The 13,297-nt window shown below is 73.8% G+C and carries 14 protein-coding genes; 4 read left to right on the top strand and 10 right to left on the bottom strand.

The genetic code is table 11. The annotated features are described in order from the left end of the window. The first annotated feature begins 116 nt into the window (after positions 1–116). Positions 117–443, top strand: coding sequence for a hypothetical protein (locus K6U79_08650; protein MCL6522421.1), 327 nt, complete (start codon positions 117–119; stop codon positions 441–443). Here K6U79_08650 and K6U79_08645 read toward each other — a convergent pair. The 4 genes from K6U79_08645 to hpt form a co-directional block, all read right to left on the bottom strand. Beyond that, positions 409–1,095 carry a response regulator transcription factor gene (locus K6U79_08645; protein MCL6522420.1) on the bottom strand — a complete coding sequence of 229 codons (687 nt, stop codon included), beginning with the start codon at positions 1,093–1,095 and terminating at the stop codon, positions 409–411. The genes K6U79_08650 and K6U79_08645 overlap by 35 nt on opposite strands. Continuing rightward, positions 1,067–2,143, bottom strand: a complete 1,077-nt coding sequence (locus K6U79_08640) for a sensor histidine kinase (GenBank protein MCL6522419.1) — start codon at positions 2,141–2,143, stop codon at positions 1,067–1,069. The genes K6U79_08645 and K6U79_08640 overlap by 29 nt, the downstream gene beginning before the upstream one ends. A 62-nt stretch (positions 2,144–2,205) precedes the next feature. Continuing rightward, positions 2,206–3,759, bottom strand: coding sequence for a glutamine-hydrolyzing GMP synthase (gene guaA, locus K6U79_08635; GenBank protein ID MCL6522418.1), 1,554 nt, complete (start codon positions 3,757–3,759; stop codon positions 2,206–2,208). Between the two features lie 11 nt (positions 3,760–3,770). Continuing rightward, complete coding sequence (hpt, locus tag K6U79_08630) at positions 3,771–4,418, bottom strand: hypoxanthine phosphoribosyltransferase (GenBank protein ID MCL6522417.1); 648 nt, start codon at positions 4,416–4,418, stop codon at positions 3,771–3,773. Positions 4,419–4,583: 165 nt separating this feature from the next. On the opposite strand from hpt, the gene K6U79_08625 reads away from it, so the two are divergent. Next, on the top strand, positions 4,584–5,744 hold the full coding sequence (locus tag K6U79_08625; GenBank protein MCL6522416.1) for a hypothetical protein: 1,161 nt from the start codon (positions 4,584–4,586) through the stop codon (positions 5,742–5,744). Here K6U79_08625 and K6U79_08620 read toward each other — a convergent pair. The 3 genes from K6U79_08620 to groES all read right to left on the bottom strand — a co-directional run bounded on the left by K6U79_08620 (position 5,720) and on the right by groES (position 8,315). After that, complete coding sequence (locus tag K6U79_08620) at positions 5,720–6,172, bottom strand: CBS domain-containing protein (GenBank protein MCL6522415.1); 453 nt, start codon at positions 6,170–6,172, stop codon at positions 5,720–5,722. The genes K6U79_08625 and K6U79_08620 overlap by 25 nt on opposite strands. Positions 6,173–6,277: 105 nt before the next feature. Beyond that, positions 6,278–7,894 carry a chaperonin GroEL gene (groL, locus tag K6U79_08615; protein MCL6522414.1) on the bottom strand — a complete coding sequence of 539 codons (1,617 nt, stop codon included), beginning with the start codon at positions 7,892–7,894 and terminating at the stop codon, positions 6,278–6,280. Positions 7,895–8,000: 106 nt separating this feature from the next. After that, positions 8,001–8,315, bottom strand: coding sequence for a co-chaperone GroES (gene groES, locus K6U79_08610; GenBank protein ID MCL6522413.1), 315 nt, complete (start codon positions 8,313–8,315; stop codon positions 8,001–8,003). Between the two features lie 226 nt (positions 8,316–8,541). Here groES and K6U79_08605 point away from each other — a divergent pair, with 226 nt between their 5' ends. Together K6U79_08605 and K6U79_08600 are read left to right on the top strand one after the other, a co-directional pair. Further along, a complete protein-coding gene (locus K6U79_08605) occupies positions 8,542–10,380 on the top strand; it encodes a PAS domain S-box protein (GenBank protein MCL6522412.1) in 1,839 nt (612 codons plus the stop codon). After that, entirely contained in the window at positions 10,370–11,065 is a 696-nt protein-coding gene (locus K6U79_08600) for a response regulator transcription factor (GenBank protein ID MCL6522411.1), read from the top strand. The genes K6U79_08605 and K6U79_08600 overlap by 11 nt, the downstream gene beginning before the upstream one ends. Here the strand turns inward: K6U79_08600 and K6U79_08595 are convergent. From K6U79_08595 to K6U79_08585, 3 genes are all read right to left on the bottom strand, one after another. Continuing rightward, positions 11,062–11,556 (bottom strand): hypothetical protein, encoded by a 495-nt coding sequence (locus K6U79_08595; protein ID MCL6522410.1) that lies wholly within the window; start codon positions 11,554–11,556, stop codon positions 11,062–11,064. The genes K6U79_08600 and K6U79_08595 overlap by 4 nt on opposite strands. Before the next feature lie 69 nt (positions 11,557–11,625). Then, complete coding sequence (gene moaC, locus K6U79_08590) at positions 11,626–12,162, bottom strand: cyclic pyranopterin monophosphate synthase MoaC (GenBank protein ID MCL6522409.1); 537 nt, start codon at positions 12,160–12,162, stop codon at positions 11,626–11,628. A gap of 70 nt (positions 12,163–12,232) precedes the next feature. Then, positions 12,233–13,297, bottom strand: a 1,065-nt coding sequence (locus tag K6U79_08585; protein ID MCL6522408.1) for a molybdopterin molybdotransferase MoeA, incomplete at its 5' end; no start/stop codon positions are given.

The raw sequence follows: 13,297 nt of genomic DNA, 5'->3' as shown, positions 1-13,297 counted from the left end.
GCGTTATAATGCCTGCACCCTAGGGTGTGGACCCTAGCCGGGGGCCGCCTTCCTCGGTACGGTACCCTAGGGCCGCCGCCGGCGGAGCGCCGGCGGCGCGAAGGGGGAGAGGCCCGATGAAGCGCCTTCTGGCCGGTTGCCTGGCCCTGGTGCGCCGCTTCCGCCGCGAGGCGCTGGCGCTGGCCGCCGTCGTCCTGCTCCAGCACCAGGGCTGGCTGCCCGTGCTGCCCGCCGACCCCTTCGACCCCCGCCTCTCGGCCGCGGCCGCGGCTCCGGCGCCCTCGCCCCTCTGGCTGACGGCCCTGACGCTGGCCGTGGCACTGGCCGGCTTCTTCGTGCCGGGCGGCGAGGCGGCCCGGGGGGCCGTGCCGGACGGACGGGCGGCCGGGGGCGCGGAGGAGGAGGGGGTCAGTCCGCTTCCTCGGACTCGTCCAGGGAGATGAGACCGACCCGGAGCGCGTACTTGGTCAGCTCGACCGCGTCGTGCAGGTCCAGCTTCTCCATGATGTTGCCGCGGTGCGCCTGCACCGTCTTGATGCTGATCATCAGCTTGTCGGCGATCTCCTGGTTGGTGTAGCCGCGCGCGATCAGGCGCAGCACCTCCTGTTCGCGTTCGGTGAGCACGTCGGTGCCGTGCAGGCGGGGCAGGAGCGGCTGGCCGCCGGGCTCGGGCCGCGCGCCGCCGGCGAAGACCGCCCGGCTCAGCTCCGGATTGAGCACCGTATGCCCCTCGTGGACCGCGCGGATGGCCGAGACCAGCTCGCGCGCCGCCGAGCGCTTGAGCACGTAGCCCGAGGCGCCCGCCTGGAGGATGGTGCGCACGTACTCCTCGCTGTCGTGCATGGTGAGGACGAGCACCCGGACCTCCGGATGCCGGCGCAGGATGGCCTGCGTGGCGTCGACGCCGTTCATGCGCGGCAGGCCGATGTCCATGAGGACCACATCCGGCAGGAGGCGGTCGGTCAGCTCGACGGCCTCCACCCCGTCGCCCGCCTCGCCCACCACCTCCATGTCCTCCTGCTCCTCGAGGAGCGAGCGGATCCCCTCGCGGAGGATGGTGTGGTCGTCAACCAGCAGCACGCGAATGGGCTTCATCCCGTACGGCCCCTTCCTTGCGGGGGATGGTCAGTTCGACGGTGGTCCCCTGCCCGGGCCGCGAGCGGATCTCCAGGCGGCCGTCGACCAGCGCCGCCCGCTCCCGCATGCCGGCCAGGCCGATGCTCCGCTCCGGCTGCCCGATCAGCTGTTCGGGCGAGAAGCCCCGCCCGTCGTCCTGCACCCGAACGTAGAGGAGCTCCGGCTCCTCGTGTAGCTCCACCGAGACGCGCCGGGCGCGGGCGTGGCGCAGCACGTTGGTGACGGCCTCCTGCACCACGCGGAAGATGACCGTCTCCAGCTCGTCCGGCAGCCGCCGCTCGAAGCCGGTGACGTCCAGCTTGGCCTCCACCCCGGCCGGATCCAGCTTGGTGTGGATGTACCAGCGCAGCGCCGGCACCAGGCCCAGGTCGTCCAGCACCGTGGGGCGGAGCTCGACGGTCAGCTTCCGCACCTCGTCCAGCGTGCTCTCCACCAGCTGGCGGCTCTCCTCGAGCCGCCGCCGCGCCTGCTGCACCTGGTTCCGGCCCTGCTCGTCGCCGCAGCGGGGCAGCGAGCGCACCGTCAGGTCGAGGTGGAGGAGGAGCGTGGCCAGCGCCTGGCTCGTCTCGTCGTGGAGCTCGCGGGCGATCCGCCTCCGCTCCGCCTCCAGCGCCGCCAGGATCTGCGAGGCGGCCATGCGCCGCTGCTGCTGGAGCCGGTCGAGCATGGCGTTGAGCGTCTCGGCCACCCGGCGCACGTCGGGGTCCTCGCGGATCTCCGGCGCGCGCGCCTCCAGCCGCCCGTGCTCCACCGTCTCCATCACCTCGCGCAGCTGGTAGAGCGGCCGGAAGGCCAGCTGCACGAGGAGGAAGTTGACCACCAGCGTGGCCGCCAGGCCGGCGATGACGAAGGGCAGCATGGTCTCCAGCACGGCCCCGGAGCGGAGCCCCCAGAGGGTGAGGAGGACGCCGCCGACGGCGCCGACGACGATGATCACCCCGTTGGCGACCATCACCTTCCAGAGCATGGAGACCCGCTCGTGAACCGTCTGGATCCAGCGCAGCACGCCCATCCGCTCCCGGTTCCCGGTCCCGCCCCCCGCGGCCTCCCCCGCCGGCTCCGGGTTCGTCACTCCCACTCGATGGTCGCGGGAGGTTTGGAGGTGACGTCGTAGACCACCCGGTTGACGCCCTCCACCTCGTTGACCAACCGCGTGGAGATCCTCTCCAGCACATCATAGGGCAGCCGCGCCCAGTCGGCCGTCATGCCGTCCTCGCTGGTGACGGCGCGGACGGCGACGGTTCGCTCGTAGGTGCGGTGGTCGCCCATGACGCCGACGCTGGCCAGCGGCGTCAGCACGGCGAAGGCCTGCCAGAGGCGCCCGGAGAGCCCCGCCCGGGCGATCTCCTCGCGCACGATGGCGTCGGCGCGGCGGAGCGTGGCCAGCCGCTCCTCCGTCACCTCGCCCAGGATGCGGATGGCCAGCCCGGGGCCGGGGAAGGGCTCGCGGCCGACGATGGCCTCCGGCAGCCCGAGGCGGCGGCCCAGCTCGCGCACCTCGTCCTTGAAGAGGCGCCGCAGCGGCTCCACCAGCCGGAAGTGCATCCGCTCGGGCAGCCCGCCCACGTTGTGGTGGCTCTTGATCAGCGAGGCGCCCGGCCCGCCGCTCTCGATGACGTCCGGGTAGAGCGTCCCCTGCACCAGCCAGTCGATGGCGCCCTCCTCCGCCTCCAGCCGGCGCGCCACCTCCTCGAAGGTGCGGATGAACTCCTCCCCGACGCGCTTCCTCTTCTCCTCCGGGTCGCTGACGCCGCGCAACCGGCCGAGGAAGCGCTCCCCCGCCTCCACCGCGACGAAGCGCCGGCCCAGGAGCGGCTCGAAGGCGGCGCGCACCGCCTCCGGCTCGCCCTGGCGCAGGAGCCCGTGGTCGACGAAGACGGCCACGAGCCGCTCGCCCAGCGCCCGGTGCGCCAGCGTCGCCGCCACCGCCGAGTCGACGCCGCCCGAGAGCGCGGCGATGGCCCGACCCCCGCCCACCTGCCGCCGGATCTCCTCCACCGCCTCGGCCACGAAGTCGCCCATGGACCAGGTGGGCCTGAGCCCAGCCACCTCGAAGAGGAAGTTGGCCAGCACCTCGCGCCCGTGGCGGGTGTGGCTCACCTCCGGGTGGAACTGGAGCCCGTAGAGGCGTCGGGCCGGGTCGCCCATGGCCGCCACCGGCGTCCGCTCCGTCGCCGCCAGCACCAGGAAGCCCTCCGGCACCCCCAGCACCTGGTCGCCGTGGCTCATCCAGACCTGCGACTCCGCCGGCACGCCGCGGAAGAGGGCGGCCGCCTCCGGCGGCGGCGCCAGCCGCAGCCGCGCCGGCCCGTACTCGCCCTCGCCACCGGCCACGCGACCGCCCAGCTCCAGCGCCATCAGCTGCATGCCGTAGCAGATGCCCAGCACCGGCAGGCCGGTACGGAAGAGCTCGGCCTCCAGCCGCGGTGCGCCCGGCTCGTAGACGCTGGCCGGCCCCCCGCTCAGGATCAGCGCCCCCGGCCGCTCGCGCCGGATCCGCTCGGCCGCCTCGCGCGCCGGCACGATCTCCGAGTAGACGCCCAGCTCGCGCACCCGCCGCGCGATCAGCTGCGCGTACTGGGCGCCGAAGTCGACCACCAGGACGCTTTCGCCCGCCGCCACCGCCACCGGCCTCACCCCCTCCCGGCGTAGACCTCGCGCCGCAGGACGCCCACGTAGGGCAGGTTCCGATAGCGGTCGGCGTAGTCGAGCCCGTACCCCACCAGGAACTCGTTGGGCGTGAGGAAGCCGACGTAGTCGGCGCCCACCCGCCTGGCCGCCGGCGAATCCTTCTGCAGCAGCGTGCACGTCTTCAGCGTCCGCGGCCGGCGCGTGGCCAGCGTCTCGCGCAGGTAGGCCAGCGTCAGCCCGGAGTCGATGACGTCCTCCACGATGACCACGTCGTCGCCCTCGATGTTCTCGCCCAGGTCGTGCAGGATGCGGACCACCCCCGACGAGCGGCTCGACCTGCCGTAGCTGGAGACGGCCATGAAGTCGAGCCGCACCTCCATGGGGATGGCCCGCGCCAGGTCGGCCAGAAAGATGACCGCCCCGCGCAGGATCCCCACCAGGAGCGGCCTCCGCCCCGCGAAGTCGCGCGCGATCTCCAGGCCCAGCTCGCGCACGCGCTCCCGGATCCGGGCCTCGGGAAGTAGCACCCGCTCCACGTCCGGGTGGACGCCCGCGGTCGCCCCGGACGTCCCCGCGCCCTCCGCGCCCCTCTCCAGCTCCACGCGCTCTCTCCCCCGTTTCGCCGCCCGGACTCCCCGGGCCGGCCCCATTCTACCAGTGGCGCGGGCGCGCCCTCCGGCGCCGTCCGGAGCGCCGCCGGAGCATCGGACGCGGCCGGCCCCCCTCCCCCGCCTCGGGAGGGAGGCCGCCCGCGGCCGCGAACTCCTGGCCGGCCGCGGCCGATCCGAGGCCGGCGGGGCCGGGAGGGAGAGGAAGTGACCGCCGAGGCGCCGCGCGGGCGCGCCGCGTCCCGCCCGAGAAGAGCGCTGGCGCTCGTGCTGGCCTTGGCGCTGGCGGCCGGCCCGGCCGCCCGCCCGGCCCGCTCCGCGCCCTCCGCGGGCAGCGGGACCCCCGCGCCCGCCTCCCCCTTCGCCGCCGACCAAGCCCGGCTGCAGGAGCGCCAGGCCGAGATCCAGGCGCTCCTCGACGAGCTGGCCCGCGACGACCTGGAGCTGGCCCGCCTCCAGGGCCAGCTGGAGGCGGCGGCGCGGGAGCTGGCCGCCGCCCGGAGCCGGCTGGCCGCGGCGCGCGGGGAGGCCGCCCGGCTGGAGGCCGAGCGCCGGGCGACGGCCGCGCGCACCGGCGCCTGGCTGCGCTGGCTCCAGGAGGCCGGCACCCCCGGCCTGCTGGACGTCCTGCTGGGTACCGCCAGCCTCGGCGACCTCGTCTGGCGCCTGGACCTGCTCGACCGCCTGACCGCCTACGAGCTGGGCCTCCTGCACCAGGCCTCCCGCCTGGCCGCCCGGGCGGAATCGGCCCGGCTCCGGGCCGAGGACGAGGCCGCCCGCGTGGCGGCGGCGGAGGCGAGCCTGGAGGAGCGTCGGCGCTCGCTCGAGGCGCTCCGCCAGGAGCGCGCCCGCGCGCTGGCGGCGGCGCGCCTCCGCCTGGCCGGCGACGCCGCCCGGCTCCAGGCCGAGGAGGCGCGCTGGCTCGCCGCCCAGAAGGAGCTCCTCGCCTTCTGGAGCGCCCTGGGCAGCCGCTCCTGGACGGGCGTGCAGCCTTCCTCCACCCGCATCAGCCTGGCCCCGCCCCGGCTCCTCCTTGGCTTCGACGCCGCCGCGCTCGGCCCGCTGGTCGGCGGGGAGGCGCAGGTGGGCTTCGCCCCGCCCGACCTGCTCCTCGACTTCGGTCCCCTCCGCCTGCGCCTCGCCGTCCGCGCCCTGCCCGGCGGAGGCGGTGCGCCCGACCGGCTGGAGCTGCGTCCCGACGGCCTCGCCTTCGACGGCCGCGCGCTGGAGACGGCGGTGCTGGAGGCCTGGTCGCCCGGCCCCGCCCGCCTCCGGCTGCCCGACGTGGCGCCGGGGGTGGGCCTCGCCGACGCCCGGGTGGAGCCGGACGAGCTGCTGCTGATCTACGCCCCCCGCTCCGGCGGCTGAGGTCTTCCCGTCTCCGCGCCCGGGGCGCCGGTCACCCCCCAGCCCAGCAGGCGGAGCATGGCCCGGAAGAGCGCCCGCAGGCCGAGGACGCCCACCAGCAGGCCCTCCTCGTCCACCACCGGGAGCCAGTCCAGCCCCTCCTCGCTCATGCGCCGCGCCGCCTCCGCCCAGGAGGCGGAGGGGCGGACGCCGGCCGGAGCCGGCGCCATCAGCGAGGCCACCAGGCGCGTCCCCGGCACCGGCGCGGAGGGCCGCCCCACCCCCAGGCGGAGGAGCTCGGCCAGCTCCAGGACGCCCACCGGCCGCCCCTCGCGCACCACCGGTACCGCCCGCAGGCCCGCCGCCCTCATCACCGCCATCGCCTCCTCCAGCGTGGCGCCCTCGGGGACGCTGGCCGGCTCCTCCGTCATCAGCTCCCGAACCTCCACGTCGCCCACCTCCGCCTTGCCGCCGGGCCGGGGCCGGAACGCGCGGGGCGGCCCCGCCGCCGGGCGGGGCCGCCCCTGCCTGCCAGCCGGACTGGCCGCCGGCTCTCACATGTCCATGTCGGGCATGCTGCCGGCGCTGTTCTCCTTCTTCTCCGGAATGTCGGCCACCAGCGACTCGGTCGTCAGCACCATGGCGGCGATGCTGGCCGCGTTCTGGAGGGCGGAGCGAGTCACCTTGGTCGGGTCGACGATGCCCTTCTCGAACATGTTGCCGTAGCTGAGGCTCATGACGTCGAAGCCGTCGGTGTCGGGCAGCTCCTTCACCTTCTCGACCACGACGGAGCCCTCCAGGCCGGCGTTGGTGACGATCTGACGGAGCGGCTCCTCGAGCGCGCGGGCGACGATCTCGATGCCCGTCTGCTCGTCGCGTGTCTCGCCCTTCAGGTTCTCCAGCGCCTTCAGGGCGTGGACGTAGGTGCAGCCGCCGCCCGGCACGATGCCCTCCTCCACCGCCGCCCGGGTGGCCGAGAGCGCGTCCTCGATGCGGTACTTCTTCTCCTTCAGCTCGACCTCGGTGGCAGCGCCCACGTTGATGACGGCCACGCCGCCGGCCAGCTTGGCCAGCCGCTCCTGCAGCTTCTCGCGGTCGAAGTCCGAGGTGGTCTCCTCGATCTGCGCCCGGATCGCCTTGATGCGGTCCTTGATCTTCTGCGGATCGCCGGCGCCCTTGACGATGGTGGTGTTCTCCTTGTCGATGGTGACGCGCTCGGCGCGGCCGAACATGTCCGGCGTCACGTTCTCCAGCTTGATGCCCAGGTCCTCGGAGAGGTACTGGCCGCCGGTGAGGATGGCGATATCCTCCAGCATGGCCTTGCGCCGATCGCCGAAGCCGGGCGCCTTGACGGCACAGACCTGGAGCGTGCCGCGAATCTTGTTGACCACCAGCGTGGCCAGCGCCTCACCCTCCACGTCGTCGGCGATGACCAGGAGCGGCTTGCCGCGCTGGAGCACCTTCTCCAGGACAGGCAGCAGGTCGTTGACCGCGCTGATCTTCTTGTCGGTGATGAGGATGAAGGGATCCTCCAGCACGGCCTCCATGGTCTCGGTGTTGGTGACGAAGTAGGGGGAGAGGTAGCCGCGGTCGAACTGCATGCCTTCGACCACCTCGACGGTGGTCTCCAGCGTCTTGGCCTCCTCGACGGTGATGACGCCCTCCTTCCCCACCTTGTCCATTGCGTCCGCGATCATCTTGCCGATCTCGCGGTCGTTGGCGGAGATGGAGGCCACTTCCTCGATCTGGTTGTGGGTCTCCACCGGCTTGGAGACCTGGCGGATCTGCTCGACCACGGCGTTGACGGCCTTCTCGATGCCGCGCTTGACCAGCATCGGGTTGGCGCCGGCGGCCACCACGCGCAGACCCTCGCGGACCAGCGCCTGGCCGAGGACGATGGCGGTGGTGGTGCCGTCGCCGGCGACGTCGTTGGTCTTGGTGGCCACTTCCTTGAGGAGCTGGGCGCCCATGTTCTCGTAGGGGTCCTTCAGCTCGATGTCGCGGGCGATGGTGACGCCGTCGTTGGTGATGGTGGGCGCGCCGAACTTCTTCTCGAGCACCACGTTGCGGCCCTTGGGGCCAAGGGTGATCTTGACCGTGTTGGCCGCGGTGTTGATCCCCCGCTCGAGCGCGCGGCGGGCCTCCTCGTCGAAGACGATCTGCTTGGCCATGCCTCTCTCGTTCCCTCCTCGCGGCGAAGATGAGGGCAGCCCCGCTTCCCCGGGGCGGCTCGGCGTGCCGGCGAACTCCCGCGGCCGCGTCGGCGCGGGGGTCCGCTCAGCGTTCGACGACGGCCAGGACGTCCCGCTCGGAGAGGACCAGGTACTCCTCGCCGTCGATCTTGACTTCGGTGCCCGAATACTTGGAGAAGAGCACGTGCTGGCCGACCTGCACGTCCAGCGGGCGGATCTGGCCGTTCTCGAGGTAGGCGCCCTTGCCCACCGCCAGGACCTCGCCCTCCTGCGGCTTCTCCTTGGCGGTATCCGGCAGGACGATGCCGCTGGGCGTCCGCTCCTCCTGCTCGATGACGCGGACGACGATGCGATCCCCCAGCGGCCGGAGCCGGACCTTGGAAGCCTCCCTGACGCTCATGCTCGCTCGAACCCTCCTCCCGTGCCCACGACTTGTTAGCACTCTCAGGTGATGAGTGCTAAACCGGGAACGATGGTACGCGCCCGCCCCGGTAGTGTCAACCCACCGCAACCAAGTCCATGCGCCGTTTCCAGGGGGAGAAGGCGGCACCACCCGATCGGGCGAGTCGTTCATGACCCGTATGACCCATGCGTGCTAACATCGTGCCGGGAGCCGGTGATGCGCGATGAGAAACGGGCGGAGGTCGCTGGAGCGATCCGTCGAGGCGTGGAACGAGCGGGCGATCCAATGGATCGCCTTCCTGGCGCCCGTCGTCTTCGTCGGCTTTCTGCTGGAACTCTTCACCGACCTGCGCCAGACGACCGGTGCCTGGGCGGCGCGGGCGCTCGTCCTGCTCCTCCTCCTGGCCGGCTCGGCGCTCTTCACGAGCTACGTCTTCGGGACGCTCCGGCGCCAGTCCGAGAGGCTGCGCGCCGACGAGGAGCGGTTGCGCACCTTCGTCGACGGCTCCAGCGACGCCATCCTCATCGTCGACGCCGGCCACCGGGTGGTGGAGATGAACCCGGCGGCGCAGACGCTGACCGGCTGGGAGCCCGGAGAGGGCGGCGAGCGCCTTCTCTGCAGCGCCGTCCTCGGCTGTCGCGCGCCGGAGGGGGGCACCCCCTGCAACATCGATTGCCCCATCCAGAGCACCCTGGAGCTGGGACGGCGCGTCCCCTACCGCGAGGTCGTCATCCGGTCCCGCGAGGGGCGCGACGTGCCTGTCAGTCTCTCCGCCTCGGAGGTCCACCAGGGGGCCGAGCGCTACGCGGCCCTCGTCCTGCGCGACATGAGCGAGAGAAAGCACCTGGAGAACCAGGTGCGGTCGCTCCTCGCCCAGGCCGAGCGCCAGCGCGACCGCTTCGAGGCGCTCTACCGCCTGGCCGGCGAGCTGGCGGTGGTGGCCGGCCTGGACGGAAAGCTGGCCGGCGTCACCGAACAGCTGCGCCAGCTCTCCCACGCCGATCTGGCCGCCTTTCTCACCGAGGAGGCGGGGCCCGGCGGACCCTCCCGCCTCCTCTGGCGGGCGGTGGCCGGCTTCCGCCAGGCGCCGCCCGTCCCCTTCGAGGCGGCCGACCTGCCCGCGCGCGCCCGCCTGGCGCGGGTGCCGCTGGCGGCGGCCGACCTGTCCTCGCTGGCCGAGCGTCCGGAGGAGGCCTTCCCGCTCCTCTGGCGCGAGGGCGCGCGCGCCGTCTTGGCCATGCCCATGCTCTCCCGGGAGCGCGTGATCGGCATCCTGCTGGTGGCGCGGCGTTCGCCCCGTCCCTTCGACGAGGAGGAGCAGGCCTTCGTGGGCGGCTTCGCCAGCCAGGCGGCCATCGCCTGGGAGAACAGCCGGCTCTATCAGCAGGTGCAGAACATGGCCGTCGTCGAAGAGCGGGAGCGGATCGCACGCGAGATGCACGACGGGCTGGCCCAGACGCTGGGCTACCTCAACCTCCAGTTCAAGCTGCTGGAGGACGAGGCCATCCGGGCCGGCGCCGTCGACCTCTCGCGCCGGCTGGCGGAGCTGCGGCGTGTGGTGAAGGAGACCTACGGCGACGTGCGCCACTCCATCTTTGACCTGAAGACCAGCGCCGCGCGCGAGAAGCGCTTCTCCGCCATCCTCGCCGAATATCTGGAAGACTACCGCTCGATGAACGGGATCGAGACCTCGGCGGAGGGGGAGCTGGCGCTGCTGGACGGGCTGCCCGACGGCGCGCAGGTGCAGGCCTGGCGTATCGTACAGGAGGCGCTGGCCAACGTGCGCAAGCACGCCCACGCCTCCCGCGTCCACTTGGCCGTGGAGCAAGGGCGGGGCCACCTCTGGCTCCGTATCAGCGACGACGGCGTCGGCTTCGACGTGGCCCGGCAGAACGCCAAGGGTCACTACGGCATGAGCATCATGCAGGAGAGGGCCGAGTCGCTGGGCGGCTTCGTCGACATCCTCTCGGCGCCGGGCCAGGGCACCCAGGTCGTCCTGGCCATCCCGGTCCCGCGCCCCATCGAGGAGGATACCCGTGGCGCACCGCATCTTGCTGGTTGACGATCACGTCCTCTTCCGGAAGGGGCTGGCCGGGCTCCTGGCCTCGCGGCCCAGCCTCCAGGTGGTGGGCGAGGTGGGGAACGGCGAGGAGGCCATCGCTGCGGTCGACCGCCTCCGCCCGGACCTGGTGCTGATGGACGTCAACATGCCGATCATGAACGGCATCGAGGCGACCCGGCAGATCCACCGGGCCCACCCCGAGCTGCCCGTGGTCATGCTGACCGTCTCCGACCGGGACGAGAACCTGTTCGAGGCGATCAAGGCGGGGGCGCAGGGGTATCTCCTCAAGGACCTGGAGCCGGAGGAGCTCTTCCGCTACATCGAGGGCGTCTTCCGCGGCGAGGCGCCCATCTCCGGCAGCCTGGCGCGGCTGATCCTGCAGGAGTTCGCCCGGATGCCCTCCGTCGGACGACGTGACGGGCTGGGCACCCCGCGCGGCGGCGAGGCTCCCGCCGAGGCGGAGGAGAGCGAGGGGCTGACCGAGCGCGAGCGGGAGGTCCTCCAGCTCGTCGCCTCCGGCGCTACCAACCGCGAGATCGCCCAGCGGCTGATCATCTCGGAGAACACCGTCAAGATCCACATCAAGCACATCCTCGACAAGCTGCACGTCCAGAACCGCGTCCAGGCCGCGGCTTACGCCATCGAGGAAGGCCTGGTGGAACCCAAGGAGCCGCCCCGCGCCTAGCCGGAGGGGGCCTCCGTCGGCCTGGCCGGAGGCGCTCCCCTCCCCGCCCCGGGCGTTTCGGCGCGCGGGGAGGTGCGGGAGGCCAGCGGACAGGCGTCGCCCTTGCGGCCCGGGCAGGCCTCGCCCAGGAGGAGCGACCCCAGCTCGCAGAAGGAACGCGGCACGGTCAGAGCGGCGACCGCCTCCCGGCCGTCGGCGTCCACGGACTCGCCGCCGGACGGCAGCGCCCAGGCCAGGTTGGCCTCCACGGAGAGCGCGGCCAGGCGGGCATGCGGCCAGAGACGGTACGCGGCGCTCCGCTCCTCGCCGGCCGGCTCCGGCGGCCGGGCGACCAGGAAGAGGACGACCTCCGGCTCTGCCTCCAGCCCCGCGCCGGCCTCCGCGGGCGACCGCCAGCAGCCCAGCAGGTGCATGCGCGGGCAGGCGCGCATCGCCTCCGCCACGGCGGCGGCGAAGAGCGGATGACGCGAGATCACCGCCAGCGACGCCACCACCGCCACCTCCCCTGCCGGCCCGCGGCCGGTCCCCCACAGTCTGGGGCGGGCTGTGCCGCGAGGATATCACTCGCCGGGGGTATCCTGCGCCCCGCCGACGGGCGAGGCGGGGTCTCCCGGCCCCTCCTCCAGGCCGGGCGGAAGCGGCTCGCCCGCGCGGAGAAAGGTCCCGCTCCGACCTCCGCGCTTGTAGACCAGGCGCACCGCCTCCACCTCCATGGCGCGATCGACCGCCTTGCACATGTCGTAGACGGTCAGCGCCGCCACGCTCACCGCCGCCAGCGCCTCCATCTCCACCCCCGTGCGGGCCACCGTCCGCGCCTCGGCCTCGATCTCCACCGCCGCCAGGCCGTCGCCGCCCGGCTCCGGCGGCCGCCCGCGCAGGTCGACGCGCACCGAGCTGAGCGGCACCGGGTGGCAGAGGGGGATCAGCTCGTCCACCCGCTTGGCGGCCAGGATTCCGGCCACGCGCGCGACGGCGAAGACGTCGCCCTTGGGCAGGTCGCCGCGGGCGATGCGTTCCAGCGTCTCCGGCCGCATGCGCACCGCCCCGCGCGCCACAGCCACGCGCTCGCTCTCCGGCTTGGCACCCACGTCCACCATGCGCGCCCTGCCGGCGGCGTCCAGGTGGCTGAAGCCCGCGAACGGCGAGGAGGGATCGCCGCCGGGCGCCTCAGCCGTCAAAGGGGAGCACCTCCACTTCCTCTCCCGCCTCCAGCCTCGCACCGCGGGCCAGACGGATCATCCCGTCGGCCAGCACCAGCGAGGAGAGGTGCGCGGAGCTGGTCCGGAGCGGCTCGGCCTCCAGGCCCGCGCCCTCCGGCGAGGCGGGGCGCAGGCGGACCGAGACCATGGCGTCGCGCTCGGCCGGGGCGCGCACCGGTGCCGCAAGCCGCGCGTGCAGGCCGGGCCGCGGCCAGGCGGGGCGGGCGCCCTCCAGGTGCCGGAGGAGGGGGCGGACCAGGAGCCGGTAGATGGTGAGCGCCGAGACCGGGTGGCCGGGCAGGCCGATCAGCGCGCGGCCGCCTGCCACCGCCAGCAGCGCCGGCTTGCCGGGCTTGATGGCGACGCCGTGGACGACCACGCGCGCCAGCGACTCGATGGCATGCTGGGTCAGGTCGCGTGCGCCCACCGAGGAGCCGCCGGAGACCAGCACGACGTCGAAGCGGGCCAGGGCGCTCTCCAGCAGCTGGCGGATGGCCTCCTGGTCGTCGCCGGACACGCCCAGGTACTCGCCCCGCAGCCCGGCGGCGTGGAGCGCGGCCAGGAGCGACCAGGAGTTGGCATCCCGGATCTGTCCCGGGCCGGGCCGGCGGTCGGCCGGCACCACCTCGTTGCCCGTGGCCAGGACGGCGGCGCGCGGCCTCCGGGCTACCGGCACGCGCAGGCGCCCCAGCGCGGCCAGAAGGCCGCAGTCCTGCGGTCGCAGGCGGTGGCCGGCGGGGAGGAGGAGCTGGCCGGGGCGGACGTCGCTGGCCCGGGCGGCCACGTTCTCGCCCGCCTCCACCGGCCGGAGCACGTCCACCGCCCCGGCGGCCGTCCGCGTCCACTCCACCGGCACCACGGCGTCGGCTCCCTCCGGCAGGGCGCCGCCGGTGGGCACCGTCGCCGCCTCGCCGGGCCCCAGCGCGAGGGAGGCCGGCTCGCCCACGCGCACCTCCCCCGCCAGGCGGAGGCGGGCGGGCCGCTCCTCCGTCGCCCCGGCCACGTCGGCCGCGCGCACGGCGTAGCCGTCCAT

This window comes from Bacillota bacterium, assembly GCA_023511835.1.
Classification (GTDB): domain Bacteria; phylum Bacillota; class Sulfobacillia; order JAIMAT01; family JAIMAT01; genus JAIMAT01.
This window is presented reverse-complemented; position numbering and strand designations above follow the sequence as displayed.

What these genes read in the sequence shown, in the direction of transcription:
- K6U79_08650 (MCL6522421.1), top strand. Translation starts at nt 117, where the DNA reads ATGAAGCGCCTTCTGGCCGGTTGCCTGGCCCTGGTGCGCCGCTTCCGC.
- K6U79_08645 (MCL6522420.1), bottom strand. Translation starts at nt 1,095, where the DNA reads ATGAAGCCCATTCGCGTGCTGCTGGTTGACGACCACACCATCCTCCGC.
- hpt (MCL6522417.1), bottom strand. Translation starts at nt 4,418, where the DNA reads ATGGGGCCGGCCCGGGGAGTCCGGGCGGCGAAACGGGGGAGAGAGCGC.
- groL (MCL6522414.1), bottom strand. Translation starts at nt 7,894, where the DNA reads ATGGCCAAGCAGATCGTCTTCGACGAGGAGGCCCGCCGCGCGCTCGAG.
- groES (MCL6522413.1), bottom strand. Translation starts at nt 8,315, where the DNA reads ATGAGCGTCAGGGAGGCTTCCAAGGTCCGGCTCCGGCCGCTGGGGGAT.
- K6U79_08605 (MCL6522412.1), top strand. Translation starts at nt 8,542, where the DNA reads ATGAGAAACGGGCGGAGGTCGCTGGAGCGATCCGTCGAGGCGTGGAAC.
- moaC (MCL6522409.1), bottom strand. Translation starts at nt 12,162, where the DNA reads ATGGTGGACGTGGGTGCCAAGCCGGAGAGCGAGCGCGTGGCTGTGGCG.